We start from the raw sequence: 23,700 nt of genomic DNA, 5'->3' as shown, positions 1-23,700 counted from the left end.
CTCAGCCTCGATATGGCCGCAGTACGATGTCCTTTTGGACGACAATGCGCAGCGGCCAGCCAGGGCGGATGGTGATGGTGGGCTGGATGTTGAGGTTCTTCTCGGTGATGCGCTGGCCTGCCTGATCGACGTTCTGCTGTGTCGATTCACGGATGGCGCGGACGAGATCGCTCTCATTGCTGCCAAAGCTCAATTCGGTGCCCACGCCGAGCAGCGTTGCCATGGCAATGCCCTTCAAGAGCCGCCAGGTGTGGTAATCGACCTCATCTTCCAGTCCCGCATAGCCGGCGGTGTCGGTGGCGGGCAGATTGTCAATTTCGATGGACGAGCCGTCAGGCAGGATGATGCGCTGCCAGACCAGAAGCGCACGGGACTGGCCGAATGCGACGACGCTGTCATATTTGCCGATCAGCCGCGAGCCCTGCGGAATCAGCAGTGCCGAGCCGGTCACGGTGTCGTAGACGTTTTCCGTAACCTGCGCCGTGACAAGGCCCGGCAGGTCGGAATTGATACCGGTGATGAGGCTGGCGGCAATGACGCTGCCTGCCATCACCTGATATGGCGAGGCCGGGGTTTGCAGGGCAGGGGAGTTGTAGATGCCGCCCGTGTCGCGCTGGTCCAGAAAATCGAGCTTGCGCTGCTGATTGTTCTGGTCACGCTCGGGGTCGAGCGCCAGGCGGTCGGCGTCAGGAGAAGCGGTTGCCGCCGCCATCTGCATCGGTTGCGGCGTGGCTGCCGGCGCGTTCTGCTGCATCCGGTTTTTGATGCGGAAGAACACGCCGGATTCCTTGGCCTGAATGGCTTGGCTTGCCAGACGCTGTTCGGCGGCGGACAATTCCGTCCCTTCCGGCGCGATGCCAAGTTGGCGCTGGCGTTCAAGGATCGGCCGCCCAAGATCGCCGGGAAGAGGCGGCCCCAGTTCAGGTGTTGAGGGCTGGATCTGCGAATAGTCCCCCGGAAGCGCGGCAAGACCGTCAGGCGTCGGCTTTTTCCCGGTATTGTAGAGTTCCTCGGCAGGCTGGCCCACGCGCAGCGACGGACCTTGCAGCGCAAGCATGGTGACGCCGAGCAGTCCAGCCGACGCGATGGCGGTCCCGCCGATCACCACGCCCTTCCTGAACCGCACCAGCTTGCGCTTCGGCCCGGCACGAAGGTTAAGCTTTTCATCCTGTTTCGCTGTCATTTCCGCCTCTCCGTGCCACCAAAAAGACTGGTTCGCCGGGGCATGCCGTCCGTTCGCGTGATGCGCACGACCTGTTGAGGTTTGGTGCCAAGCCGAAGTTCAGCGGCGGCGAAAAGGCGGTCGACGATGTAGTAATTGCCGCGCATGCGGTAATTGACGAGTTCACTGCCCCCGTCGGCGCCGACCACGAAGAGCGGTGGGGCCTCGCCCTGATCGATGCGGCGTGGGAACTCGACATAGACCTTGTGCCCGTCATCGAAGGCGCGCACGGGCTTCCAGGGCGGATTGTCGCCGGTGATGGCATAGCGGAAGCGGATGTTTTCCAGCGCGAGGTTGGAAGCCACCGGCAATGCCGCATCGGCCGCAGCGCTCTGCCGGCGCAGGGCGAGAAGCTGATCGGATGGGTAGGTCCAGGAGATCGCCGCCATGGCGGTCTTCTCGGTGCTTTCCAGTTGCAGGTGATAGGCGCGGCGGTCGGTGGTGATGACGAGATTGGTCTTGAGCCCGGGCGCGAAGGGTTTGACCAGCACATGAATGCGCTCACTGTCGCCCGTACCGCTCACCGTGTCGCCGATCACCCAGCGCACCGTGTCGCCGGCGGAAACGGCGGTGAGCTTTTCGCCGGGCTGCAGAGCAATGTCACTCACCCGTTCCGGCGCCGCATAAAGCTGGTAAAGCGCGCCTTCGGCGTACGGATAGACCTGCACCGCATTGACGTAACCATGCTTTGTCGGCTCTTGGGTCGCCGCCTTGTTGGCGTCCTCAACCCGCTCGGTAGGAGGTCGTTTGTCTTCAGTCACTTTTCCGGGCTTCGGCTGAAGCTGGCCGGGCAGCGGCAGCACCTTTGGCACCTCGACGATCTGGACGGGCTTGGCCGGTTCCTTCTCAATGACGGCCGGTTTGAAATCGTCGGTGTCGTAAGAAATCGCCGGCGGCAATTGCCGGGTGGCGCAGGCCGACAAGGCGAGCGCGAAGACGGACAGGATGAGCAGATTTCTCATTGGGAGGGCTCCTGAGGCAATTCGGGAACGGGCGTTGGCACGGGCGCCGGTTGCGGCGCGCGGCTCGGCGCGGCCGCGTCGAGTTCGCGCGACCAGTCGATGGCGTTGACGAACAGGCCGAGAGGGTTCTTGGCTAGGGTGTCGGCGCTGCGCGGGACTTGCGTCACCACCGTCAAAATGGCCGTCCAGCGTTCCGTGCGGGCGAGGCTTCCGCGCTCATAGATCTGCTCGGTCCATTTTACCTGGAAGGATGTGTCGGAGGCCCGCACCACGCTCGTCACCTGCACCGAGACGCTGCGCGTGCCGATCTCGCCGAACGGATCGTTCGTCTTGGCGTACTCGTTCAAAAACAGCGCGGCGCGGTCCGTGACAAAGTCATAAGCCGACAGCCAGTTCTGGCGCACCAATACCGGGTCGGTGGAAACGCCGCGGACATGGGTGATGAAACGGGCCAGGTGCCAGGCGATCTGCGCGTCGGTCGGCCGATAGCTCTCCGTAACCGGAGCAACGGCGCGGGCCTCGCCGAACTTGTCCACTTCGACGACATAGGGCGTGACGCGGCTCTGCATCGACTGCCAGACGAGCGCACCGGACAGCGCCGCCGACAGGGAGAAACACCCGAACGCCATGAGCCGCCAATTGCGCGCCTGCACGCGGGATGCACCTATACGCTCGTCCCAAAGCTGCTCGGCCTTTTGATAGGGCGTGACGGGTTCAGGCGTCTGCCCATAACGCTGGATCGGTCGTCGGAAGAGCATGAATCAATCGTCCTTTTGATCGATGGTGGGATTGGCGCCCTGGCCAGGCCGGTCGCCGTCCTTGATGGCCTGTGTCACCGCATAGCGGCTGGCGCGGGTGGTCTGGTCGGAACGGATGCGTTTGGCCCAATCGGGTGCAGAATTGCCTGGCACGGAACTGGCTGCGGTGTTGGCTGATGCGGCGTTTGCCGTTCGCTCCTCACCCTCTTGCATCGCGGCGGTCGCCGTACCGCCGCTCGCGGTCCAGGCGGCGCGTGTTCCTTTGGTGGCGCTCTGCTTGAGGAAAGTGGCGGCGCGGCCTGAGGCGGAACGCGCGCCTTGCATGGCAGCGCCGCCTGCGGCGTGGGCAACGCCGCCCATGCCGGCCGCAACACCTGCCATGCCGGAAGCGCCGGAGGTGGCCCGGCCCATTTGGAAAGAGGTGGAAGCCGCCGATCCCATGGCGGTTCCTGCCCGAATGGCGGAAAGACCGCCGCCAGCGGCCATGCGCCCGCCCGCTATGGCTGCACCGCCCGTCAGCATCATGGCGCCTGCGGCAGCACCCGCTGTGCCAAGGGCTGCGCCCGCTCCGTGTTGCGGTGCGCCGGACACAAGCCCCGAGGCAATGCCGGGGCCGAAAATGCCGAGGCCCAGCAGTGCCAGTGCACCCAACACCTGTGACATGGCGGCGGCAAGGTCGGGTTCCTGCCCCTGAAGGCCGGTCGTGAAGGTGGCAAACAGCGTCGAACCGATGCCTGCGATAACCGCCAGCACCATCACCTTGATGCCCGAAGAGATGACATTGCCCAGTACGCGCTCGGCGAGAAACGCGGTCTTGTTCCACAGCGCAAAGGGCACGAGCACGAAACCCGCCAGCGTCGTCAGCTTGAATTCCAGCACGGTGATGAACAGCTGGATGCTGAGAATGAAGAAGGCAAGGATGACGAGGAACCAGGCGACCAAAAGCACGAAGACGGTGAGCGCGTTGCCGAAGATTTCCGGGAAACCGACGAGGTTGCTTACCTGTTCGAGCAGCGGATAGGCCGCCTCGTAGCCGGTGGCGGCGATCTTGCCGGGTTTCAAAAGATCGTCAGCGGTCATGCCGCCGGGCGCGGCCTGTATGCCAATGCCGGAGAACGAGCGATAGATAATGTCGGCAAGGTTTTGGAAGTTGTTGAGAATGAAGGCGAAGGCGCCGACATAGAGCACCTTCTTGAGCAATCGTCCGACGATATTGTCTTCGCCGCCGAGTGCCCAGAACAACCCGGCGAGCGTGATATCGATGCCGATCAGGATGGTGGTCAGGAAGGCGACGTCGCCTGACAGCAGCCCAAAGCCAGAATCGATATACTGGCTGAAGGTCTCCATGAACCGGTCGATAATGCCGAGATCGTTCATGCGCGTCGCCCCTGACGATCAGTTGCCGGAATAAGCGCTGCCGGAACCCAGAAACCGCCGCGTCGTTTCGCGGGCCGCTTCTTCAGCCTGCGCCTTGCGTGCGGCCTCGATGGCCTCGGCGCGGTAATGCGCAGCCGTCAGCGTCTGGATCTGCATTTGCTGCTTGGCGCTGAGCGCGATGAGCTGGTTGGCGGCCTGCTGGGCCTGCAACGCGCCGACGGCGCCCTGGCTCTGATTGACGAGATCGGTGAGCAGCCCTTCATCGGCGCGGACATTCTCGACGATCTGGGATTGCACGCGCATGGTCTGGCGGAAGGCATTCATGGCGCTCTGCCAGCGCTCGCGAGCGGCGGTCGCCATGTCGTTCACACCGATAGAAGCCTCAAAGCTATCGGGATATTGCTGCCGCCACTGGCCTTCGAGCTGCGTCAGGTCGAAGCTGAGGCCCTCGGCCTGCATCATCAGCCCGTCGATGCGGTTCAGCGCCCCCTGCAATGTCCCAAGCGATGAGAAATCCAGCCGCCGAAGGTTCTTCGCCATGTTCTGCAACATGGTCGCCTGGTTCTGGAGCTGCTGAATCTGGTTGTTGATCTGTTCCAGGGCGCGCGCAGCCTGAAGAACATTCTGGCCATAGTTCGTGGCATCGAAGACCGGCCAGGCGGCGTAACCTGCCTGCGGCATGGTGATGGCCAGGGGAACGGTAAGTGAAGCGGCGATCAGCGCCGCAAGAGATGTGCGTTTCATGATGATTCTCCATGCTGGGGGAAATGCGTGACCAGATCGGCAGCCCAGTCGAGGCCGCGCGCCTTGAGGAACCGGGCGGCGAAATCGCCCGGCCCATGTTCGGTAAGGATCGCGTCGATGAGGGTTTGCGCGGCGGCATCGGACGCACCACAAAGCGCCAGCGCGACGGGCCCGAGGCCCAGCTCGAACAGCCGGTTGCCGCGCCGCGATTGCAGGTAGTAATGGCGCTTGGGTGTTGCCTGCGCGATCAGTTCGATCTGCCGGTCGTTGAGACCGAAGCGTTCATAGGCGGCGCGCGCTTGCGGCTCGACCGCCCGGTCGTTGGGCAGGAAGATGCGCTGCGGGCAGCTCTCGATGATGGCCGGGGCAATGGAGCTGTCGGCCACGTCCGTAAGCGACTGGGTGGCGAAGATGACGGAGACATTCTTCTTGCGCAGCACCTTCAGCCATTCGCGGATGCGCGCGGCAAAGAGCGGATTGTCGAGAAAGACCCAGGCTTCATCGAGGATCAGCAGCGTTGGCCGCCCGTCGAACCGCTCTTCCAGCCGGCGGAAGAGATAGGTCAGCACCGGCAGGACCACGCCTGCCTGGTGCATCAGCTCTTCGGTCTCGAAGCACTGCACGTCCGAAATCGCCAGGCGGTCATCTGCGGCATCGAGCAACCGACCGAACGGGCCGTCGAGCGTATAGGGTTGCAGCGCCGCCTTGATCGGATTTGATTGCAATAGCACCGTGAGCCCGGTGAGCGTGCGCTCCACCGCCGGCGCGGTGGCGAGATTGTTGAGCGCAGACCAGACGGCTTCCTTCACCTCCGGGGTAACAACGACCTTCTCATGCGCCAGCAAGGAGCCGATCCATTCCGCCGCCCAGCTTCGTGTGGCCGGATCGTCGATATTGCGCAGCGGCTGAAAGGCAATGGAGCCGTCGCTGCCCAGCGCATGATGCTCGCCATTCATGGCAAGGGTGACCGCCCGCGCGGAATTGCCCTTGTCGAAGATATAAACTTGCGATCCGGCGTATCGGCGGAACTGCATGGCGATCAGTGACAGCAGCACCGATTTGCCGGCCCCGGTCGGGCCGACCATCAGCATATGACCGACATCGCCGACATGGGTGGAAAGCCGGAACGGCGTTGAGCCGGAGGTTTCCGCATGAAGAAGCGGCAGGCCACCCAAATGGGTATTGCGCACCGGCCCGGCCCAGACCGCCGAAAGCGGCATGAGATGAGCAAGGTTCAGTGTGTGAACCAGCGGCTGGCGGACGTTGGCATAGACATGGCCCGGCAGGCTGCCGAGCCAGGCCTCGACCGCATTGACGGTTTCGCGGATGCAGGTAAAGCCGAGGCCATTGATTATGCGTTCGATCGCCCGGGCCTTGTCTTCGGCGGCTTGGCCGTCTTCGTCGAACACGGTGATCGTCGTTGTGAGATAGCCGAAGCCGACATGATCCCCGCCAAGCGCCTGCAAGGCAGCATCGGCATCAAACGCTTTGTTGTCGGCGTCGCTATCGATCAAGGGTGCCGCCTCACTGGTCAGCACCTCGCGCAAAATGGCGGTGATCGACTTGCGCTTGGCGAACCATTGCCTGCGCAACCGCGTCAAAACCTTGGTGGCTGCCGTCTTGTCGAGCGGGATAAACCGCGTCACCCAGCGATAGGAAAAATCCTGATGATTGAGCGCATCAAGGACTCCGGGCCGGGTCGTGTTGGGGAAGCCAAGAATGGTCAGTGTACGGATATGCCGGTCACCCAGCATCGGCTCCAGACCGCCGGTCAGCGGCGTGTCCACCAGAACGCCGTCGAGATACATCGGCGTTTCCGGGACCGTGACGGTATGGCGCTTTGTGGAAACCGTCCCGTGCAGGAAGGTCAGGGTCTCAGTATCGTCGAGCGCGCGGATCTCGGGCAGGAAACCGGACAAAAGATCCAGCACCCGCTCGGTCTCGTGCCCAAACCGGGCCAGTTCCTGACGCCAGTTCCTCCTTGCCGGCCCTTCGTTTGCGCTCCGGGCGTTCGTCGCAGAAATCGATTCACCGGATCGACTGCTGGCCTTCGGCCACCGGTCCTCACTCTCCTCCCGGCCACGATCCAAAAGGAAATTCTCGGCGCGCGCCTCTGCGTCCGGCGGCGGCATATATAATAAGGTGAGGTGGTAGCAGCTTTCGAAGTGCTGGCCTTGTTTGGTCACCGGGAAATCGCTCCACTGGAGCGCTTCCTGATCCGGCCCACCTTCAAACGCGGCGCGGCGTTCCTCGTCCACCAGCCAAGAAGCGGCGTCCGGAAATTTCGATGAGGGATAATGTTGCGCCTCAAGGCGCTCGGCGTCAAAAAATAGCGCCCAGCCGGAGCCGAGGCGCTTCAGCGCATTATTGGCACGGGCGCACAGGCCGATCAGTTCAGCCTCCGTGGCGCTTTCCAGATCCGGGCCACGAAAGCGGAAACTGCGCTGGAAACTGCCGTCCTTGTTAAGCACGACGCCGGGCGCAATCAGCGCTGCCCAGGGCACAAGGTCGGCAAGCCGGTCGGCCTTATTGCGGTATTCAGCAGTGTTCAGCATCGCCACCACCCCCGTTGACGCAGGTGGCGGGCAAGCACGATCATGAAATCCGGGTCACGCCTGGCGGCGAACACGGCGAGCGTGTGCCCGGCAACGAAGATCACGACCCCGGCGATCCATTGCTGAAGGCCGAGGCCGATGCTTGCAGCCAGCGTTCCATTGATGATCGCAACGGTGCGCGGCGCACCGCCCAACAGGATCGGCTCGGTCAGCGCGCGATGGACGGGGATTTCAAATCCCTCGATATGCGAAGACGCCGCCATCACAGAAGCGCTCCGCCGCCGAAGGAGAAGAAGGAGAGGAAGAACGAGCTGGCGGCGAAAGCGATGGACAGGCCGAAGACGATCTGGATCAGGCGCCGAAAACCACCAGCGGTGTCGCCGAAGGCCAGCGTCAAGCCGGTGACGATGATGATGATCACCGCGACGATCTTGGCCACCGGCCCCTGAACCGATTCCAGGATGCGCTGGAGCGGTTCTTCCCATGGCATGCCGGAACCGGCCGCATAGGCGGGGGCCCAAAACGCAAACGCGAGGGCGGATGTGAGAAAAAAGCGAATCTTTTTGCGCATGGACAGGTCCTTTCAAAGTTGCTGAAGCTGAGGGAAAGAAAGGGTTTTGGCGGTGTAGTCGCCGTCCCGATCAAGGCCGGTCACCTCGGCGATGGTCTCGATACGGCGGGCCGATCCGCGTCCGGCGATGAAGACGACGAGATCGATCGCTTCTGCGATCAGACGGCGCGGGATGACGCTGACGCTCTCCTGCACCAGTTGCTCGATGCGATAGAGGGCCGAGCGCGCGGAATTGGCATGCACCGTGGCGATGCCGCCGGGATGGCCAGTGTTCCAGGCTTTGAGCATGTCGAGCGCTTCGCCGCCGCGTACTTCGCCGACAATGATGCGGTCGGGACGAAGCCTGAGTGTCGAGCGCACCAGGTCTGCCATGGTGACCGCGCCCGCGCGTGTTCTGAGTGCTACACAATCCTTGGCCGCGCATTGAAGTTCGCGGGTATCTTCGATCAGGACGACCCGCTCGTCGCAGTCGGCAATTTCGGCGAGCAGCGCGTTGGCAAGAGTGGTCTTGCCCGAAGACGTACCGCCTGCGACCAAAATGTTCTTCCGCTCCCGGACAGCCTTGCACAAGGCATCGGCCTGGATCGGGACCATGATCTGGCTACGAACATAATTGGCGAGGGTGAAGATCTTCGTTGCCGGTTTGCGAATGGCGAAGCACGGTCCAAGCGCCACCGGCGGCAACAATCCCTCGAACCGCTCGCCAGACGGCAATTCGGCACTGACGATGGGATTGTCTGCGTGAATCTCGGCGCGAACATGGGAAGCAACCAGGCGAATGATGCGTTCGGCTTCGGATGGGTGAACATGGACACCGGCGTCATTTCGCCCTTCGCCCAGTTTTTCGATCCACAACCTACCGTCGGGATTGACCATCACCTCGATGACGGCCGGATCGGACAGGGCCTCACTAATCACCGGCCCTATGGCCGTTTTCAGCATGGCGCGGCGGCGATCTTCGGATGTGTCGGTCATTGTTTCTCCTGCTGATTTTGGCCAAGCGAGCGCTTGCCGCCCGCGATCTGGCGGCCGACCTGCTCGATGAAATTCTGGAAGCGGTCGCGCGCGGCCGCCTGCGCCGCCTGGTCGGGCAGGGGGGTATGCGCGTTGAAGGTGAGATAGAGCTTGACGAAAAAGGCGAGGCTCTCGGTCAGTATGTCGAGATCACGCCGGACGAGGCCAAGATCGCGCGTCACCCGGTCGAGGCGGATTTTCAGCGCCTCGTCGATCTCATGCGCGCCGCGATGGCGGATGTAGTGACGGATGGCGTCGGAGACGATGGCGGATTTGGACGCGCCGGGTTTAGCTACCAGCACCTCCAGTTCGGCGCTGGTCTCCTCGTCGATGTAAATATTATGGCGCGGCTTCATGTGTCCTTGCCCTGACAAACGCAAAATCAGTCAGGACAAAATCGGCTAAGTCGCTGGAATCTCTTATACCCTTTATGTACGACGAAGCACGATCACTTGCGGAAAATCTACTCAGAACCCATCCAGCAGATCCCTGTCCGGCCCCATGGCTTCATTGACGCCATAGACGCGAGAAGGCGCAGAGGCGCGTTCCATTATTTTCTGATCAGTGGCGGTGCCGGGCTCGTCATCGAGAAGGTTCGGCAAATCGGGCTGTTCGGGCTGTGCTGGTTTGATCGTTTCCTCCCCCAGTCCCGGACCGCGTTGCTGCTGCATGCCGCCTTCGTCAATGAAGGTCGATTTTTCATCATCCTCGACGGCAAGGCGCATATCGGGCTTGCGCACATCCATGCCCCAATCATCAGGCCGCGCATCAGGCTTGTCCGCATAATCGCCTATCGCCATTTCCGGCGCGGGCAGCACCCGCCCGGTGAAGTTCTCGTCCTCGTAGTAGCGAAGCTTCTTCGCCCGGATCGGCGCGAGGCCGGAAATCAGAACCAGTTCATCGTCACCTGGAAGTTGCATCACCTCGCCGGGGGTGAGGAGCGGCCGGGCGGTCTCCTGGCGGCTGACCATGACATGGCTGAGCCAGGGTGCCAGCCGGTGGCCGGCATAATTGCGCATTACCCTGAGTTCGGTGGCGGTGCCGAGCGCGTCTGAAATGCGCTTTGCGGTGCGTTCATCGTTCGACGAAAACGCAATGCGCACATGACAATTGTCGAGAATGGAATTGTTCTCGCCATACGCCTTGGATATCTGGTTGAGGCTCTGTGCGATCAGATAGGCCCTGATGCCGTAACCGGCCATGAAGGCGAGCGCCGTCTCGAAGAAGTCGAGCCGCCCCAGCGCGGGAAATTCGTCGAGCATCATCAAAAGCTGATGCCTGCGGCTCTTTTTCGGGTCACCCTCCAGCCGCTCCGTCAGTCGGCGGCCGATCTGATTGAGAATCATACGCACCAGCGGCTTGGTACGTGAAATATCCGAAGGCGGCACGACGAGATAAAGCGACACGGGATGTTTGGCATCCATCAGATCAGCAATGCGCCAGTCGCAGGTCGCGGTCGTCGCCGCGACGGTGGGGTCACGATAAAGGCCGAGGAAGGACATGGCCGTGGACAAGACGCTGGAGCGTTCGTTCTCCGACTTGTTCAGGACCTCACGCGCCGCCGACGCGATGACGGGATGGACCTTCGGCTTCTCCGGCGTGCCCAGATGATTGGTCGCCATCATGCGCCGCAGCGTCGCGGCAAAAGAGCGTTTGGGATCGGACAGGAAGGTGGCGACGCGCGCCAGCGTCTTTTCCTCTTCGGCATAAAGCACATGGAGGATGGTGCCGACCAGAAGCGCATGGCTGGTCTTTTCCCAATGGTTCCGCCGCTCCAGCGCACCCTCCGGATCAACCAGGATATCGGCGATGTTCTGGACGTCGCGAACCTCGTCCGGCCCCTTGCGCACCTCCAGTAACGGGTTGTAGCGGGCCGAACGCGGATCCGTGGGATTGAACAGGAGGCAATGCGAAAACCTCGTGCGCCAACCGGCGGTCAGCTGCCAGTTCTCGCCCTTGATGTCGTGGATGACGGCCGAGCCGTTCCAGGACAGCAATGTTGGCACCACCAGTCCGACGCCCTTGCCAGAGCGCGTCGGCGCGAACGCCATGACATGCTCCGGCCCGTCATGGCGCAGGTATTTTCCCTGAAACTGACCAAGAAACACGCCTGCGGACCGAAACAGCCCGACCTTCTTCATCTCCCGGCTTGAGGCCCAACGCGCCGAGCCGTAGGTCGTCGCCAATCGGCTCTGCCGCGCTCGCCACAGCGAACCGATTACCGCCGCCGCGCAACCCATGAAGCCGGAAGCGCCTGCCAGAATCCCGGCCTTATCGAAGACCTCGGGCGCGTAGGCCTCGTAGAAATACCACCAGACGAACAGCTTCCACGGCTCGTAAACCGGCCAGCCGAAGAAGACGAACCAGGGTGGCCCGAGTTGTGCCTGATAACCCAGCATGTCCGCGCACCACTGCGTCGCCACCCAGACGCCCAGCATGACAATCGCGAAGACGACGCTGATTTGGCCAATCAGGAGCTTGGTGGGGGTCATGGCGAGGACTCCGTTCTTCGATAAGACAAACGGAGCCAGTGTCACCCGAAACCCTAAAACCGCTTATGGCCTTTATGTACGATGATCTACGCCGACTACTTATGGATGCTCGATGAGGAAGTGCGGCAACTTTCGGGGATGAGTATCTCCTCAAGCCCGTGTCTGTCGATGAGCGGGTCGTCGAAATTGACGATGATGCGGGTATGCCAAAAGGCGCGGCCGGCCGGAGATGTGCGTTCGGACACCGGTGCATTCGCCAACGGCAACATGGTCCGATGGCGTTCCGGCGGTCCCTCTACCTCCTCAAGCTTTTCCTCAATCGCGACGAAACCGGGGAGGGGATCACAAGCAACGGATGCCAGCTTCCCGCCACGGTGGGAGATCTGGAGCCGGGTCAATCCGCCCGGTGTCTCGAGCAGAACATCGCGTGGAGGCGGCGTAGTCTGAAACTGGTTGGCTATCTCGCGACAAGACCAGGGATTCTCAGCCCAGTTGGCCCATACATGGCCTCAAGGCGGTCACAGACGACGTGGCTGCCATATACTTCGATGCTGAGCTGCGCTTCCCGTACTGCTTCCTCGAATGCGGCTCTGTATGGATGATCCTCTAAATCCATCAGCTCCAAGCCCACATGCCCCATCGTAGTAGTCATAACTTCCTGGTTCACCTGCATCTGGCACTGTTCTTCGGCAATGGCCGCATTGGCCATATGCGCGATGCCATCTCGTTGGTCTGACAGCAGGGCCTGCGCCAGGGCGATCGTTGGATCCGCGATGAAGGCAGCAACGGTGGCAACTGCAAGAACCGCGCGATGCATTCCGTCCTCCATAGAAAGACGCGATCATCTTCGAGTTCAATCGCTTTACATCTGAATTCTGCCGCTGTGTATTTGTTCCGACCACATCTCAAGTGGCGACGGCTTGACAGAGAATGGCAAATCACTCGTGAAGTCGTCGCTGGTGCGCTATGCAGGCCGTATCGAGGAAGCGGTGAAAAAGGCGCGGGTCGCGCGGGGAAGCTGACCTACTTCCACACCCGGTCGCATGACATGAAGGTCGCCCACGGCCTGCTCGACCAGCTTACCGGCCACCCGAACGATGACTAGGTCGTGATGAATACCGCGATGGCCGCAAGCTTTGGCTTCGCACGCAATGGTCCAAGTTCAGCGACAACGACAGGCACGATTTACCGGCCAATACCGAAATATTCGGGCATCAGTTTCCGCGATGCTGTTGCGAGCCGCTGTACATCCTCCTGCGAGGCATAAGTATAGGGCCACAAAAGCCTGCTCGAAACGGGTCCCCAGCCGCCGGCGGCTGCCATGAGCTTGTCGAGCGCTGCATCGGAGAGGCCGTGGCTTGCCCGAAAGGGCAGCACGTGATCACGCAGGAAAAGATTGGCGCGGCGTTCCAGGTCACCGGCCGCGGCAGGGTCGCTCTCGATCATGCGCCAGTGCATGGCGGCGCCGAAGGGGCTAAGGCACGCCATGTTGGAATAGGAGCCGTCCGCACCCAGCGGCCGGGCGGTTGCCACCGTATGGCCGGGTACGAAGACCGAAAACTCGGGCAGGAGGCGGCGTCGTTCGGCATGCCATTGGGCATCGCCGCCGGGTAGCTTGGCGCCGATCAGGCCCGGCGCGAGCGCGCGCAGTCCGGCGATCTGCGCCAGTGTCAGGCGCTTTTTGGCATGCGGAGGATTGTAGAGGATGAGCGGCACGTCACCGGCCGCCGCATGCATTCCATCGATGAAGCGGGCGACCTCGGCGTCACCCGGCGGCCACCAGTCCGGCAGGATGATCTGGGCACCGGTGGGACGCAAGGGTCCGAGCCCCGAGAGGCGCGCGCGCGCGATCCGGGCATTGGTGTGGTTGACGCCGATCTGGAAGGGTTTGCCGGCCTTTCCCGCGATCTCAGCCATCAGCGCCGTCAGCCGCTCATATTCGGCCTCGGTCTGACTATGGAACTCGCCTGCCGTGCCGTTGGTGTAGAGCCCGTCAACCGGGCCCTCACAGAGGATGGAGATTTCCTCGGCGAGCGCGCCCCAGTCTATCTCGCCTTGTGCCGAGACAGGCAGCAGGACCGCCGCCCATATCCCCCGCGGAAGATCAGGCGAGCCACTCATCGATCGCCTCGGTTGCAAACCAACTTTCCAGCGCATCCACCTGATCGGCCGGTCCGAGGCTGAGTGGTGCGCGCGCCGGCCCGCAATCGACTCCCGCCAGTTGCAGTAGCCGCTTGGTGCCGGGGATGACGCCAACTGCGATTATTCTTTCCACCAGGTCCTGGGAGATGCGCTGCAGCGTGCGCATGCGCTCCAGATCGCCGCGCACAACAGCCTCGGCGATTGCCGTGTAAAGGCTTCCGACCACGTTGTAGGTGGTGCCGATGCCGCCATTGACGCCGAGCGCTGCGGCGGCGGCGAACATCTCGTCGACGCCGAAGAAGAAGAGCTTCTGCGGGAAGCGCTTCTGCAGGCGGGAGAGGAGATAAAGGTCGGGGCTCGTATATTTGAGCCCTGCTACGCCTTCGATCTGCAGAACTTCGTCCATGTGAGCAAGCGGTGTCGCCCGCCCGGTCCTGTGCGGGACCTCGTAGATGATGAGTGGCAAGCCCGACGCTTTGGCGATCTCGGCGTAGTAGCTCTTCACATCCTCCAGCCGATAGGCAAAGGCATGGGGTGGCAGTGCGGAGATCGCGTCATAGCCCAGTTCCGCTGCGCGCTCGGCCAGTCGTATCGAATCCTTGAGCGCCGGTTGGCCCACATGGGCAATCAATGTCCTCACCTTGCCGCGGGCGCGCTCCATTACCACCTCCTGCTGCTCGGACAGTTCGCCGGCCTGCATGATTGCGGCCTCACCGCTGCTTCCGCCGACATAGAGCCCGTCGACCTTCTGGCGCACGGCGTAATCGACGATACGGGCCTGGCGCTCGGCGCTGAACGCGCCGTCATCGGCAAAGCCGGTCAGCAACGCGACATGCACACCTTCAAGACTGGCCATCGACACTCTTCCTATTTTGTATTGCCATACTACAGGTTTGGTTGATCCAGGCCATAGCCTTCCTTAAATGGGCTGTCAAATTTCGACTGTCTATCGGCAAAGACGCCTGTTCGGCTACGCTTTCCACTTGGGTGGTGCAAAGTTCTTGCTTTTGGTATTACCATATGCTTTGCTTGTTGGACCAGATGCTGGGCGCGATAGAGAAAAGTGCGGATGCTTGAAGACATGACCACATTTGGGAGCCTGAACTCGGCGAACGTGCAGGGGAAAAGCCGTGCCGCTCACGCCGTTGCCAATGCGCTCGTATCCGAGATCAAGGCCGGCCGGATTGCTGTGGGCGAGGTGTTGCCGTCTGAACGTGATCTTTGCGAACGCTTCGATTCCTCCCGCCCTACGGTGCGCGAAGCGCTCGTGCTGATGCAGCAGCGCGGTTATGCCAATCTAAGCACGACGCGGCGGCCGCGGGCCGAAAAACCCTCGATCGAGAAGATTTTCCTCAATGCCGCCGGCCATATCCGCGACCTCGTGGGAGACGCCGAAAGCGGTGCCTATCTTGAGCAGATCCGGCAGTTCATCGAGGTGGGTGCGGTGCGATCGGTGGCGCAATCGGCATCCGCCATCAAGCTTGCGCAAATCCACGGCGCGCTTAATGCGTGCTACGAGGCCATCGGCGAACTTGAACGCTTCAAGGAGGCCGACCAGGCCTTCCACCGCTCAATCGTCTCGGTGGTCGAAAACCCCATCATCTTGACGCTGCACGACATGTTCGTGCGCACCATGCTGCAGCAGCGCGCCCCCATGGAGGACCAGCGCCGGCACGACATGATGGTCTATGAGGAGCACCGCCAGATCTACGAAGCGATCGTCAATGGCGACGCGGAACAGGCGGTCGCCATCATGGATGCGCATCTGGCCCGCTCCTACCGTGCGCGCGTGCCGCAGCCGAAGAAACTCGATCTCGGCCAGATGCCGGATTGAGCAACGAAAATGGTCCGCCTCGCATGACGGGCTGCCAATGCCGGCGATCGGTCGGCCAAAGTGGAGGAAACGTCAATGAAGGTTGTGAACAGCCTGCTCCTGTCGGGCACCCTTTCCCTGGCTCTGCTTACGGGCGGGACGGCCAGCGCGCAGGAGCTTACTTTCGGTATGCAGGATGTGGAAGGCGACAACGTCTACAAGGGCGTGGTCGCGATGCACGAGAAGTTGCAGGAGCTTTCCGGCAGCACGATGAGCCTGAAGCTGTTTCCCGGCTCCCAGCTCGGCGATTTCAAGGCCATGACCGCGCAGGTGCAGGAAGGCGAGCTCGACTTCACCATCAACGGCTATCCGGATATGAGCTACATCATCCCGGAGCTGTCCCTGATCGGCGAGCCCTATGTCATCTCCGACTACGACCACCTGCTGCGCGTGATCGAAGGTCCCTACGGGCAGGCAATGGACGAGAAATTCAACGAGCAGGGCGTACAGGTGCTCGACGTGTGGTATTTCGGTACGCGGCACACCACCGCCAATAAGGTTATCGACTCCATGGCGGACATGAAGGGGCTGCGCCTGCGTACGCCCAACGTGCCTTTCCTGATGGACTACGCCCAAGCGGTGGGCGCAACGCCGGCGCCCGTGGCCTTCGCCGAGGTTTACCTCGCGCTGCAGACGAGTCAGGTCGACGGCCAGGAGAACCCGCTGCCGACGATCAAGGCGATGAAGTTCTACGAAGTGCAGGAGAGCATCGCCCTTACCGGCCATTTCGTCGCGTCCAAGGCGGTGATCGTCTCCAACAAGACATGGGAGAAATTGTCGGAGGAGCAGCGCGGCTGGGTCATTGAAGCGGCACAGGCTGGCCGCGCCGTCACCAACGATCTCATGATGAAGGACGAGGCCAATCTCGTCACCTTCTTCGAGGAGGAGGGGCTGACGGTGACCAAGCCTGATCTGGCACCCTTCCGGGAGGCGATGCAGCCGTTCTACGACAAGCTGGAGGAACAGTTCGGCGAAGGCTCCATCACCGAGCTCATGAACCAGTAAAGCTTCTGCGCCGGGGCAGGTATGGGCCTGCCTCGGCTATGCACCTGCGGGAGGCCTATTCTTGTTCGACAGTGCCAAGACCCGCTACTCCTTCGAAGGGAGCGCAGCGGCTATCATCTTCATCGTGCTCCTCGGTGTGATGCTGCTGCAGGTCGTCGGGCGGACGGGCTATTTCAACCCGCCGATCTGGACGGAAGAACTCTCGCGCTGGCTCTGGGTCTGGATGGCCTTCATCGGCATCGCCGAAGTCGAGCGCACCGACACGCATTTGCGGATGGATATCATACCCGAGATGATGGCGCGGACAGCGCGGATTGCCACCTTCACCATCATCGACCTCCTCTATCTGGGCATCACCTGCCACCTCATCTGGATAGGCTATCGCGGCGTGCTGCGCAGTTGGAACAATGCGGCCGTATCGCTCCCTGTCAGCGATGCGCTGCTTTATGCGTCCTTCCCCATCGCCGGTATCTTCATCGTCTATCGCGTGGCCAACAGGGTAATCCGGCGGATCGGGCGCTCGCGAGGGCAGGGCTGATGATCCTTTCCCTAATCACGCTCGTCTGGTTGCTGCTCGTCTTCGTTGGCGTTCCCATTGGCGTGGCGATGATCTTCGTCTCGATGGGGTATTTCTACTATTCCGGCATCGGTCTATCCTTTGCGGTGCAGCGCATGGTGGACGGGCTCAACAGCTTTCCCCTGCTGGCGGTGCCGCTTTTCATCCTTGCTGCGGCCATCCTCAATAGCGGCGGCGTGACGAACCAGCTCTTCGGCTTTGCAAGATCGCTCGTCGGCCACCTCCGCGGCGGCCTTGGCCACGTCAATGTGCTTGCTAGCCTCTTCTTCTCCGGCATGTCGGGTTCTGCCATCGCCGACGCGGCGGGTCTCGGCAAGATGGAGATCAAGGCGATGCGTGATGCGGGCTATGATGACGATTTCTCCGGCTCGGTGACGGCTGCTTCGTCCATGATCGGGCCGCTGGTGCCGCCCAGCATCACCATGGTTCTTTACGGTGTGGCTTCGAACACAAGCATAGGCAGGCTGTTCCTGGGTGGTGTCGTCCCGGGATTTTTATGCGCTGCTACTCTCATGGTGATGGTCTATGTGTTGGCCCGCCGGCGCAACTATCCCGTCGAGCCCAGGGCAACACTGAAGGAACTGTTCGGCGGCTTCGTCCGGTCCTTTCCAGCTCTGCTGACACCCGTGGTGATCATTGGCGGGATCTTTTCAGGCATGTTTTCGCCGACCGAAGCGGCGGCAATGACCGTAGCCTACGCAATCCTCATCGACCTGGTCTTCTACCGACAGCTGACATGGCGCAGGCTCTGGGACTCGCTTTATGAGACCGCTTCCACCTCGGCCAGCATCGCCATCATCATCGCCGGCGTCTCGATGATCGGCGTCATCCTGGCGCGGGAGCAGGCGCCGCAACAGGTCGCCGCTCTCTTCCTCGATCTGGTGGAAAGCCCGGTCGCGTTCCTTCTTACCGTCAATCTGCTGATCTTTGTGCTCGGTGCCTTCATAGAGTCACTAGCGATCTTGCTCATCCTCGTGCCCATGTTGGTGCAGGTCGCCACAGGCTACGGCATCGACCCTATCCATTTCGGCATCATTGTGGTCTTCAACCTGATGATAAGCACGCTCACCCCGCCCATGGGCGTGGCGCTGTTCGTCGTCGCGAAGGTTGGCGACATACCCTATCACCGGCTGGCTGTGGCGATTCTACCCTGGCTCGTGCCGCCGCTCGTCGTGCTTGCCCTGGTCACCTTCATCCCGCAGCTTTCCACCGCTCTGCCAAGCCTGCTGGATTGAAGTCGGCGTTTGGCGAGATCAAAGGCGGAGTTGTGGGGGCTGTGACGGGCGTTTGCGCGCAGATGCGAGACGGGAACGTCGATGCCATATCACGGTCGACAGCACCACGCGGCCGCGGTCTCAGGCCTTCAGGTGAAGGGTCACCAGCACTGAGCAGGAGGCGCCGTCCTCGAAGCGGGTGGCGATCCGCAGCCAGTTGCCGTAATTGGTAAGGCGCGCCACGGCGATCTCGCCGCTGGCCGAGGGCATCTTGAACTGCGCGCCCTCCGGCACCCAATGCATCCCGTCCGGCGAGATTTCGACCTGGGCTACGGGAGCGGGGCCGACGGGCTCCTTCAGCGCGCGCACGAATATCACCGCCTCGCGTGCCCAGCCCACCTCGTAAGGCTCGGTGGCGGCCTGGCCGCTCCAGGTTTCGTTGCGGGCGACAATGGCGGTTATGTTTTCGGGCAGCATCAAAAGTCACCGGAAATGCAGACGGAATCGACATAGAGAAACGCCCGCTTCGCCACGTCTGTTTCGGCGAAAAGGCAGAAATTGAGCATGCACCACAAATTCTTCATGGCCGGCATGCGGATGGAATCGAAGCCCGACATGTCGAACACGCGGTCGTTGCACTGGAAGGAGAGGGCGCGCATTTCCGCCAGGTCGAAATCGAAGCGCAGATAGCTCCAGTTCACCTTGGTGGCGATCTCATTATAGCACAGCCTCTGCTCACCGCCCGGCAGGTCTTGCCAGCCTTCTGGCGCCAGGTGGTAGTGGCTGAGCGTCTTCTCGCCATCGCCGATCGGCCGGAAGGCAGTGGTCTCCGTCTTGAACTGCCACTTTTGAAGATGCCTGCCGCCCTCGGCATTGAGGAATCGCATATGCGGCATCACGCGCTCGGCGCCGGCATCCTTGTCGCCACCCTGGAGGTCTAGAAGGAAACCCATGGAGCGGACGTCGGTCTCGCCCAGTTGCAGCTCCGTCGCCTCCGGCTTGAAGGTGAAGTAGGTCTCGAACCGGATAGGGCCGCGGTGGCGGAACGTCAGCCGCTTGATTGCGACGTTCTGCGCGCCCGGGCGCGGCCGGGTGGCGATCTTGAGGGCATAGGAACTGTCCATCCCGCCATGCGAACCCGCGTCCCAATGGGAGAGCGTCGATAGCATGGCGCTTGTATGCTGGGCATAGCCGGGCAGCATGGTATCGAGCGACTCTTCATAATTGCCGACAAGCTGCGACCAGCCACAATGGCCGCGCGAGAAATCGTCCAGGCTGATGATCCGCGGCAGCGGCTCGAAACGGCTGAGCTTCGGGTCCGCCCGCAGCAGGGCGGTGCGCAGCGCCTCGGCCAGCTCGCTTCCTGAAGTGTTTTCGGTCAATGCCGTCTCTCCGCCATCACTTGCTTCTCAGGCGCGCCACCGCGTCCCAGTCCACCTCGATGCCGAGGCCTGGGCCCGTGGGCACCGGCAGGAGCCCGTTCTTCTGCCGGTCGGCCCCCGGCGCGGCGCCGGTGATCGCAGTCTTGAAGGGGCTTGTGTCGGTCTCGCACTCCATGGCGCGCAGATTGGGCATGGCGGCGGCCAGATGCACGCTTGCCATCTCGCAGACGATGCCCGACATGCCGATATGCGGCGCATAGAGCACGTCGTGGGCGGCGGCGAACTCCGCCATCCGACGCGTCTCCGTGATGCCGCCCGAGCGCGCGACGTCGGGCTGCAGGAAGGACAGCGTGCGGTTGGAGACCAGCCGCATTGCCTGGTCGAGCGTGTAGTTGCTCTCCCCGGCGGCGAGCGGCGTCGCGCAGCGCCGGTGAAGCTCCTCGTAACCTTGCTCGTCCTCGGGGCGCAGCGGCTCCTCGAACCAGAAATAGCCGTTGGCGGTAAGTGCCCGGCCCACCTCCACCGCCTCCTCCAGCGTATAGGCCCAGTTGGCGTCGACGCACAGTTCGATGTCGTTGCCTGCGCGTTTGCGCAGCCTCTCGATACGCCGGCAGGCATCCTTCACGGGCTTGGCGATTTTGATCTTGACGCGCGGAAAGCCCTTCTCCAGATAGCGGTCGAGCTCCTCGTCCATAAATTCGTCCGTGCCCCAGTTCACCGATGCGGCGTAACACGCCACCTCCGTGCGGCCAACGCCGCCCAGCAGGCGGTATATGGGCAGGTTCGCCGCCTTGCCGAGGATGTCCCACAGCGCGATGTCCACTCCAGCGATCGCCTCCACCAGCATGCCCCCGGCTCGCCCGGAGAGCGCCCGACGCATCGTCTGCCAGTGGGCGCCGATGTCGCGCGGATCCTTGCCGATGAGGCGCGGCTTCAGCGAGGTCTCGATCAGTTCCGCATAGGCCTTTGGGGAAAAGCGCGCCAGCGCCTCGCCCACCCCGGTGATGCCGGCATCCGTTCGCACTTCGACCAGGACAATCGACACTTCGGTGTACTTGCCCCAGGAGGTGACGGTGGGCTTCGGCAGCGTCTGCGTCAGCGGATGAGCGATGACGTCGGTAATGCGGATGCCGTCGGCGTCCGCATATGTCTCTTCCTGCTTCGAACTCACATCGTGCATCGTTCCGTCCTGCGCAAATGCTGAGCCGCCCCGCGGCACGTTCCCCATACCGGGTAGTCTCCCGGCGCTCATTCTCATAGACTACACATGGCTTCTTCGCAACTAACAAACTTAGTTGCTAGGTTGGTCCAGTCATGCTAAAGGACCCGGGAAATGAGGTGGCCATGAGCGCAGACCCGTCCGAGATGTCCTTCTTTTCCGCCCGCATCGCGGTGCCTTCGCGGCTTGCCGACGCCGTGACGGAGGCGATCGCCGCAGCGGTCTTCGACGGGCGGCTGGTGCCGGGCGATCCACTGCCCTCGGAAGGGGAGATTGCCCGCGAGTTCGGCGTCAGCAAACCGATCGCGCGGGAGGCACTGCGTCAATTGTCCGGCGCCGGTCTCGTTCACACCCAGCAGGGGAAGGTGGCGCGCGTGAAGGCGCTCAATGGCGAGCCGTTGGAAAGATTCTACGGGTTTGCCGTACGCTCCAGCCTGCGCCGCCTGCGCGAGGCCAACGAGATGCGCCTTGTTGTTGAAGCGGGCATAGCCCGGCTTGCGGCGCAGCGTCAGCACCCGGAAGGGCTGAAGGCGATGGATGACGCGGTGGCGGATATGCAGCGCTCCTTGGGCGACCCGGACGCCTTCACGGCAGCAGACATCGCCTTCCACCATGGCCTGGCGCTGGCAACCGGCAACATGATGATCCGTGTGCAGATGGAGGGTCTCCGCTCCGTCCAGCGCGAGGTTTCGGAGCTCTTTTCCAGCCGCAGCAACCGCACCAGCGCCGATTGGGCGGCGACGGTGGAGCGGCATCGTGCCATCTATTCCGCCATCGAAGCCGGAGACCAGGATCGTGCGGAGGCCATGATCGCCAGGCACTACGAGGCGGCCGATATCGCCTCGCTTGAGGTTGCCAGCGGGCCGGCGGAAAGGGGCGGGCAGTGACGGGCGGCGGGCGTTTTTCCCTTGCCGGCCGCAGGGCGCTCGTCACCGGCGCAAACAGCGGCATCGGGCGGGCAATCGCGCTGGGTCTCGCCGAAAGCGGCGCCGACCTGGTGGTGCACCATCTTGGCGATGATGAGGGCGCATTGGACACCTGTCGGCGGATCGAAGAGTTCGGCCGTTCAGCCCGGGCGGTGGAGGCCGATTTCACACTGAGCGGCGCGGCCGCCCGGCTCGCCGGTGCTGTGCTGGAGAAGCATGGCAATATCGATATCCTTATCGCCAATGCCGCCATCGAGCGCCGCTCGCAATGGAACGCGCTGAGCGAATCCGACATCGAGGCGCATGTCGCGGCGAACTTCACATCGCTCCTGTTTCTTACCCGCACGCTGCTGCCGCCGATGATCGAGCGCGGCTGGGGTCGAGTCGTGGCGATCGGCAGCGTGCTCGCGGCAAGGCCCCGAGCCGAGACGGTGGTCTACGCATCGCTGAAATCTGCCCAGCTCACCGCCATCCGCGCTCTGGCGCGCGACGTCGGCGCCAGGGGCGTCACCATGAACGTTGTTTCCCCGGGAGCGATCGAGACGGAGCGCAACAGTGAGCGCTACGCCGACCCCACATTCAGGCAGGCCGTGGAAGCAAAAATACCACTTGGCCGGGCGGGTCGCCCGGACGATTGCGTCGGCCCGGTGCTGCTTTTGTGCAGCGATGCAGGCGCCTACATCACCGGCGCGAATATTCCCGTCGATGGCGGCTGGTCCATCGGTGATGCTCCTGGCAATGTGGCGTTGACGGCATGAGCAGGCGTCAGAATATCGCCGTGCTTTACCACGCCCAAGACCTTGTCGGCGAAGGCCCACTTTGGGACGCGACGGGCGGTTGCCTCTGGTGGGTGGATATTCTCGGAAGGGCTATCCGCAGGCTACAGCCGTCCACCGGTGCCTTTACGAGTTTCGATTCCGCCGAGCCGCCAGCCGCACTCGCACTTTGTGACGATGGCTCGCTGATTGTCGCGGCGGGCACTGGCTGGTCACAGCTCAATCCCGCGTTGGGCGTGCAATCGCCAATCGCGCAGGCGCCGGTTACCACTGGCGGCTGGCGCATGAATGACGGTGTCGTCGATCCCGCCGGCCGGTTCTGGACGGGCTCCATCGACGAACCCAGGGGCAGCGGCGCAGGCGGCCAGCTCTTCGTGTTCGACGGGGATCGCGCCACCCAAATCCTGGACGGCCTTCTCATCCAGAACGGCATGGCGGTATCTCCGGACGGCGGCACGTTCTACTTGGCGGACAGCCATGTCTCGCGGCGCGTGATCTGGGCTTTCGATTTCGATGTCGAAAGCGGTGCGCTGTCCAATCGGCGCATCTTCCACCAGTGCGAGCACGGCCGGCCCGACGGGGCGGCAATCGACAGTGAGGGCTGCTACTGGTTCGCAGCAATAGACGCGGGCGAAATCGTGCGTCTCGATCCCGATGGCGTTCTGATGAGGTCCATCCCGCTTCCGGTCACCCGCCCGACAAAACCCGCATTCGGCGGTCCGGATCTGGCCACCCTCTATGTCACGACCATGCGCAATGGCCTCGACGAGAAGGAGCTTGCGCAGCAGCCGCTGGCGGGCGCCGTGCTGGCGTTGGATCCTGGCGTGCGCGGGTTGCCGCAGACCCTCGCCAGGGCGCCTGGGCGAAGCACATCCACATAACCTGAAACTG

General features: G+C 62.6%; 24 protein-coding genes. 7 read left to right on the top strand and 17 right to left on the bottom strand.

The window, feature by feature from the left end; translation table 11 throughout:
- Nucleotide 1: 1 nt before the first annotated feature.
- The 14 genes from N1058_RS18880 to N1058_RS18815 all read right to left on the bottom strand — a co-directional run bounded on the left by N1058_RS18880 (nucleotide 2) and on the right by N1058_RS18815 (nucleotide 14,693).
- Nucleotides 2–1,183: a TraB/TrbI/VirB10 family type IV secretion system protein gene (locus tag N1058_RS18880; protein ID WP_265519147.1), complete on the bottom strand. Its 1,182-nt coding sequence runs from the start codon at nucleotides 1,181–1,183 to the stop codon at nucleotides 2–4.
- Nucleotides 1,180–2,184, bottom strand: a complete 1,005-nt coding sequence (gene trbG / locus N1058_RS18875; RefSeq protein ID WP_265519146.1) for a P-type conjugative transfer protein TrbG — start codon at nucleotides 2,182–2,184, stop codon at nucleotides 1,180–1,182. The genes N1058_RS18880 and trbG overlap by 4 nt, the downstream gene beginning before the upstream one ends.
- A complete protein-coding gene (gene trbF, locus N1058_RS18870) occupies nucleotides 2,181–2,942 on the bottom strand; it encodes a conjugal transfer protein TrbF (RefSeq protein ID WP_265519145.1) in 762 nt (253 codons plus the stop codon). Before trbF ends, trbG begins: the two co-directional genes overlap by 4 nt.
- 3 nt (nucleotides 2,943–2,945) lie before the next feature.
- Entirely contained in the window at nucleotides 2,946–4,319 is a 1,374-nt protein-coding gene (gene trbL / locus N1058_RS18865; protein WP_265519144.1) for a P-type conjugative transfer protein TrbL, read from the bottom strand.
- An 18-nt stretch (nucleotides 4,320–4,337) separates the two neighbouring features.
- A complete protein-coding gene (gene trbJ, locus N1058_RS18860) occupies nucleotides 4,338–5,063 on the bottom strand; it encodes a P-type conjugative transfer protein TrbJ (RefSeq protein ID WP_265519143.1) in 726 nt (241 codons plus the stop codon).
- Nucleotides 5,060–7,618, bottom strand: coding sequence for a conjugal transfer protein TrbE (gene trbE / locus N1058_RS18855; RefSeq protein ID WP_265519142.1), 2,559 nt, complete (start codon nucleotides 7,616–7,618; stop codon nucleotides 5,060–5,062). The genes trbJ and trbE overlap by 4 nt, the downstream gene beginning before the upstream one ends.
- Nucleotides 7,612–7,881 carry a VirB3 family type IV secretion system protein gene (locus N1058_RS18850; protein ID WP_265519141.1) on the bottom strand — a complete coding sequence of 90 codons (270 nt, stop codon included), beginning with the start codon at nucleotides 7,879–7,881 and terminating at the stop codon, nucleotides 7,612–7,614. Before N1058_RS18850 ends, trbE begins: the two co-directional genes overlap by 7 nt.
- Nucleotides 7,881–8,189 carry a TrbC/VirB2 family type IV secretion system protein gene (locus N1058_RS18845; RefSeq protein ID WP_265519140.1) on the bottom strand — a complete coding sequence of 103 codons (309 nt, stop codon included), beginning with the start codon at nucleotides 8,187–8,189 and terminating at the stop codon, nucleotides 7,881–7,883. The genes N1058_RS18850 and N1058_RS18845 overlap by 1 nt, the downstream gene beginning before the upstream one ends.
- A 12-nt stretch (nucleotides 8,190–8,201) precedes the next feature.
- Entirely contained in the window at nucleotides 8,202–9,164 is a 963-nt protein-coding gene (trbB, locus tag N1058_RS18840) for a P-type conjugative transfer ATPase TrbB (RefSeq protein WP_265519139.1), read from the bottom strand.
- On the bottom strand, nucleotides 9,161–9,559 hold the full coding sequence (locus N1058_RS18835; protein ID WP_265519138.1) for a ribbon-helix-helix domain-containing protein: 399 nt from the start codon (nucleotides 9,557–9,559) through the stop codon (nucleotides 9,161–9,163). Before N1058_RS18835 ends, trbB begins: the two co-directional genes overlap by 4 nt.
- A gap of 111 nt (nucleotides 9,560–9,670) precedes the next feature.
- Nucleotides 9,671–11,695, bottom strand: a complete 2,025-nt coding sequence (locus tag N1058_RS18830) for a conjugal transfer protein TraG (RefSeq protein WP_265519137.1) — start codon at nucleotides 11,693–11,695, stop codon at nucleotides 9,671–9,673.
- A 457-nt stretch (nucleotides 11,696–12,152) separates the two neighbouring features.
- Nucleotides 12,153–12,512, bottom strand: a complete 360-nt coding sequence (locus N1058_RS18825; protein ID WP_265519136.1) for a hypothetical protein — start codon at nucleotides 12,510–12,512, stop codon at nucleotides 12,153–12,155.
- 368 nt (nucleotides 12,513–12,880) lie between these two features.
- Nucleotides 12,881–13,816: a dihydrodipicolinate synthase family protein gene (locus N1058_RS18820; protein ID WP_265519135.1), complete on the bottom strand. Its 936-nt coding sequence runs from the start codon at nucleotides 13,814–13,816 to the stop codon at nucleotides 12,881–12,883.
- Complete coding sequence (locus N1058_RS18815) at nucleotides 13,800–14,693, bottom strand: dihydrodipicolinate synthase family protein (protein WP_265519134.1); 894 nt, start codon at nucleotides 14,691–14,693, stop codon at nucleotides 13,800–13,802. The genes N1058_RS18820 and N1058_RS18815 overlap by 17 nt, the downstream gene beginning before the upstream one ends.
- A 225-nt stretch (nucleotides 14,694–14,918) precedes the next feature.
- On the opposite strand from N1058_RS18815, the gene N1058_RS18810 reads away from it, so the two are divergent.
- The 4 genes from N1058_RS18810 to N1058_RS18795 all read left to right on the top strand — a co-directional run bounded on the left by N1058_RS18810 (nucleotide 14,919) and on the right by N1058_RS18795 (nucleotide 18,527).
- Nucleotides 14,919–15,671 carry an FCD domain-containing protein gene (locus N1058_RS18810; protein ID WP_265519133.1) on the top strand — a complete coding sequence of 251 codons (753 nt, stop codon included), beginning with the start codon at nucleotides 14,919–14,921 and terminating at the stop codon, nucleotides 15,669–15,671.
- Nucleotides 15,672–15,746: 75 nt separating this feature from the next.
- Nucleotides 15,747–16,715, top strand: a complete 969-nt coding sequence (locus N1058_RS18805) for a sialic acid TRAP transporter substrate-binding protein SiaP (protein ID WP_265519132.1) — start codon at nucleotides 15,747–15,749, stop codon at nucleotides 16,713–16,715.
- A gap of 61 nt (nucleotides 16,716–16,776) precedes the next feature.
- Nucleotides 16,777–17,253: a TRAP transporter small permease gene (locus N1058_RS18800; RefSeq protein WP_265519131.1), complete on the top strand. Its 477-nt coding sequence runs from the start codon at nucleotides 16,777–16,779 to the stop codon at nucleotides 17,251–17,253.
- Nucleotides 17,253–18,527: a TRAP transporter large permease gene (locus tag N1058_RS18795; RefSeq protein WP_265519130.1), complete on the top strand. Its 1,275-nt coding sequence runs from the start codon at nucleotides 17,253–17,255 to the stop codon at nucleotides 18,525–18,527. Before N1058_RS18800 ends, N1058_RS18795 begins: the two co-directional genes overlap by 1 nt.
- A gap of 120 nt (nucleotides 18,528–18,647) precedes the next feature.
- Here N1058_RS18795 and N1058_RS18790 read toward each other — a convergent pair whose 3' ends face one another.
- Genes N1058_RS18790 through N1058_RS18780 form a run of 3 tightly spaced genes read right to left on the bottom strand, consistent with a single transcriptional unit; the run spans nucleotide 18,648 to nucleotide 21,068 of the window.
- On the bottom strand, nucleotides 18,648–18,983 hold the full coding sequence (locus tag N1058_RS18790; RefSeq protein ID WP_265519129.1) for a hypothetical protein: 336 nt from the start codon (nucleotides 18,981–18,983) through the stop codon (nucleotides 18,648–18,650).
- The gene (locus N1058_RS18785; RefSeq protein WP_265519207.1) at nucleotides 18,983–19,849 is read right to left on the bottom strand and encodes a DUF6772 family protein; all 867 of its coding nucleotides are present in this window, start codon (nucleotides 19,847–19,849) and stop codon (nucleotides 18,983–18,985) included. Before N1058_RS18785 ends, N1058_RS18790 begins: the two co-directional genes overlap by 1 nt.
- 55 nt (nucleotides 19,850–19,904) lie before the next feature.
- On the bottom strand, nucleotides 19,905–21,068 hold the full coding sequence (locus tag N1058_RS18780; protein ID WP_265519128.1) for a mandelate racemase/muconate lactonizing enzyme family protein: 1,164 nt from the start codon (nucleotides 21,066–21,068) through the stop codon (nucleotides 19,905–19,907).
- 164 nt (nucleotides 21,069–21,232) lie between these two features.
- On the opposite strand from N1058_RS18780, the gene N1058_RS18775 reads away from it, so the two are divergent.
- Genes N1058_RS18775 through N1058_RS18765 form a run of 3 tightly spaced genes read left to right on the top strand, consistent with a single transcriptional unit; the run spans nucleotide 21,233 to nucleotide 23,690 of the window.
- The gene (locus N1058_RS18775) at nucleotides 21,233–21,994 is read left to right on the top strand and encodes a FadR/GntR family transcriptional regulator (RefSeq protein ID WP_265519127.1); all 762 of its coding nucleotides are present in this window, start codon (nucleotides 21,233–21,235) and stop codon (nucleotides 21,992–21,994) included.
- A complete protein-coding gene (locus N1058_RS18770; RefSeq protein ID WP_265519126.1) occupies nucleotides 21,991–22,791 on the top strand; it encodes an SDR family NAD(P)-dependent oxidoreductase in 801 nt (266 codons plus the stop codon). Before N1058_RS18775 ends, N1058_RS18770 begins: the two co-directional genes overlap by 4 nt.
- Nucleotides 22,788–23,690, top strand: a complete 903-nt coding sequence (locus N1058_RS18765) for an SMP-30/gluconolactonase/LRE family protein (RefSeq protein WP_265519125.1) — start codon at nucleotides 22,788–22,790, stop codon at nucleotides 23,688–23,690. Before N1058_RS18770 ends, N1058_RS18765 begins: the two co-directional genes overlap by 4 nt.
- The last annotated feature ends 10 nt before the right edge of the window (nucleotides 23,691–23,700 follow it).

The sequence above is a fragment of the Nitratireductor luteus genome (assembly GCF_026162365.1).
In the GTDB taxonomy this organism is placed as follows: domain Bacteria; phylum Pseudomonadota; class Alphaproteobacteria; order Rhizobiales; family Rhizobiaceae; genus Chelativorans; species Chelativorans luteus.
This window is presented reverse-complemented; position numbering and strand designations above follow the sequence as displayed.

Excerpts from the sequence above, each read along its gene's own strand:
- N1058_RS18880 (WP_265519147.1), bottom strand. The coding sequence starts at position 1,183 with ATGACAGCGAAACAGGATGAAAAGCTTAACCTTCGTGCCGGGCCGAAG.
- trbG (WP_265519146.1), bottom strand. The coding sequence starts at position 2,184 with ATGAGAAATCTGCTCATCCTGTCCGTCTTCGCGCTCGCCTTGTCGGCC.
- trbF (WP_265519145.1), bottom strand. The coding sequence starts at position 2,942 with ATGCTCTTCCGACGACCGATCCAGCGTTATGGGCAGACGCCTGAACCC.
- trbL (WP_265519144.1), bottom strand. The coding sequence starts at position 4,319 with ATGAACGATCTCGGCATTATCGACCGGTTCATGGAGACCTTCAGCCAG.
- trbJ (WP_265519143.1), bottom strand. The coding sequence starts at position 5,063 with ATGAAACGCACATCTCTTGCGGCGCTGATCGCCGCTTCACTTACCGTT.
- trbE (WP_265519142.1), bottom strand. The coding sequence starts at position 7,618 with ATGCTGAACACTGCTGAATACCGCAATAAGGCCGACCGGCTTGCCGAC.
- N1058_RS18850 (WP_265519141.1), bottom strand. The coding sequence starts at position 7,881 with ATGGCGGCGTCTTCGCATATCGAGGGATTTGAAATCCCCGTCCATCGC.
- N1058_RS18845 (WP_265519140.1), bottom strand. The coding sequence starts at position 8,189 with ATGCGCAAAAAGATTCGCTTTTTTCTCACATCCGCCCTCGCGTTTGCG.
- trbB (WP_265519139.1), bottom strand. The coding sequence starts at position 9,164 with ATGACCGACACATCCGAAGATCGCCGCCGCGCCATGCTGAAAACGGCC.
- N1058_RS18835 (WP_265519138.1), bottom strand. The coding sequence starts at position 9,559 with ATGAAGCCGCGCCATAATATTTACATCGACGAGGAGACCAGCGCCGAA.
- N1058_RS18830 (WP_265519137.1), bottom strand. The coding sequence starts at position 11,695 with ATGACCCCCACCAAGCTCCTGATTGGCCAAATCAGCGTCGTCTTCGCG.
- N1058_RS18825 (WP_265519136.1), bottom strand. The coding sequence starts at position 12,512 with ATGCATCGCGCGGTTCTTGCAGTTGCCACCGTTGCTGCCTTCATCGCG.
- N1058_RS18820 (WP_265519135.1), bottom strand. The coding sequence starts at position 13,816 with ATGAGTGGCTCGCCTGATCTTCCGCGGGGGATATGGGCGGCGGTCCTG.
- N1058_RS18815 (WP_265519134.1), bottom strand. The coding sequence starts at position 14,693 with ATGGCCAGTCTTGAAGGTGTGCATGTCGCGTTGCTGACCGGCTTTGCC.
- N1058_RS18810 (WP_265519133.1), top strand. The coding sequence starts at position 14,919 with ATGACCACATTTGGGAGCCTGAACTCGGCGAACGTGCAGGGGAAAAGC.
- N1058_RS18805 (WP_265519132.1), top strand. The coding sequence starts at position 15,747 with ATGAAGGTTGTGAACAGCCTGCTCCTGTCGGGCACCCTTTCCCTGGCT.
- N1058_RS18795 (WP_265519130.1), top strand. The coding sequence starts at position 17,253 with ATGATCCTTTCCCTAATCACGCTCGTCTGGTTGCTGCTCGTCTTCGTT.
- N1058_RS18790 (WP_265519129.1), bottom strand. The coding sequence starts at position 18,983 with ATGCTGCCCGAAAACATAACCGCCATTGTCGCCCGCAACGAAACCTGG.
- N1058_RS18780 (WP_265519128.1), bottom strand. The coding sequence starts at position 21,068 with ATGCACGATGTGAGTTCGAAGCAGGAAGAGACATATGCGGACGCCGAC.
- N1058_RS18775 (WP_265519127.1), top strand. The coding sequence starts at position 21,233 with ATGAGCGCAGACCCGTCCGAGATGTCCTTCTTTTCCGCCCGCATCGCG.
- N1058_RS18765 (WP_265519125.1), top strand. The coding sequence starts at position 22,788 with ATGAGCAGGCGTCAGAATATCGCCGTGCTTTACCACGCCCAAGACCTT.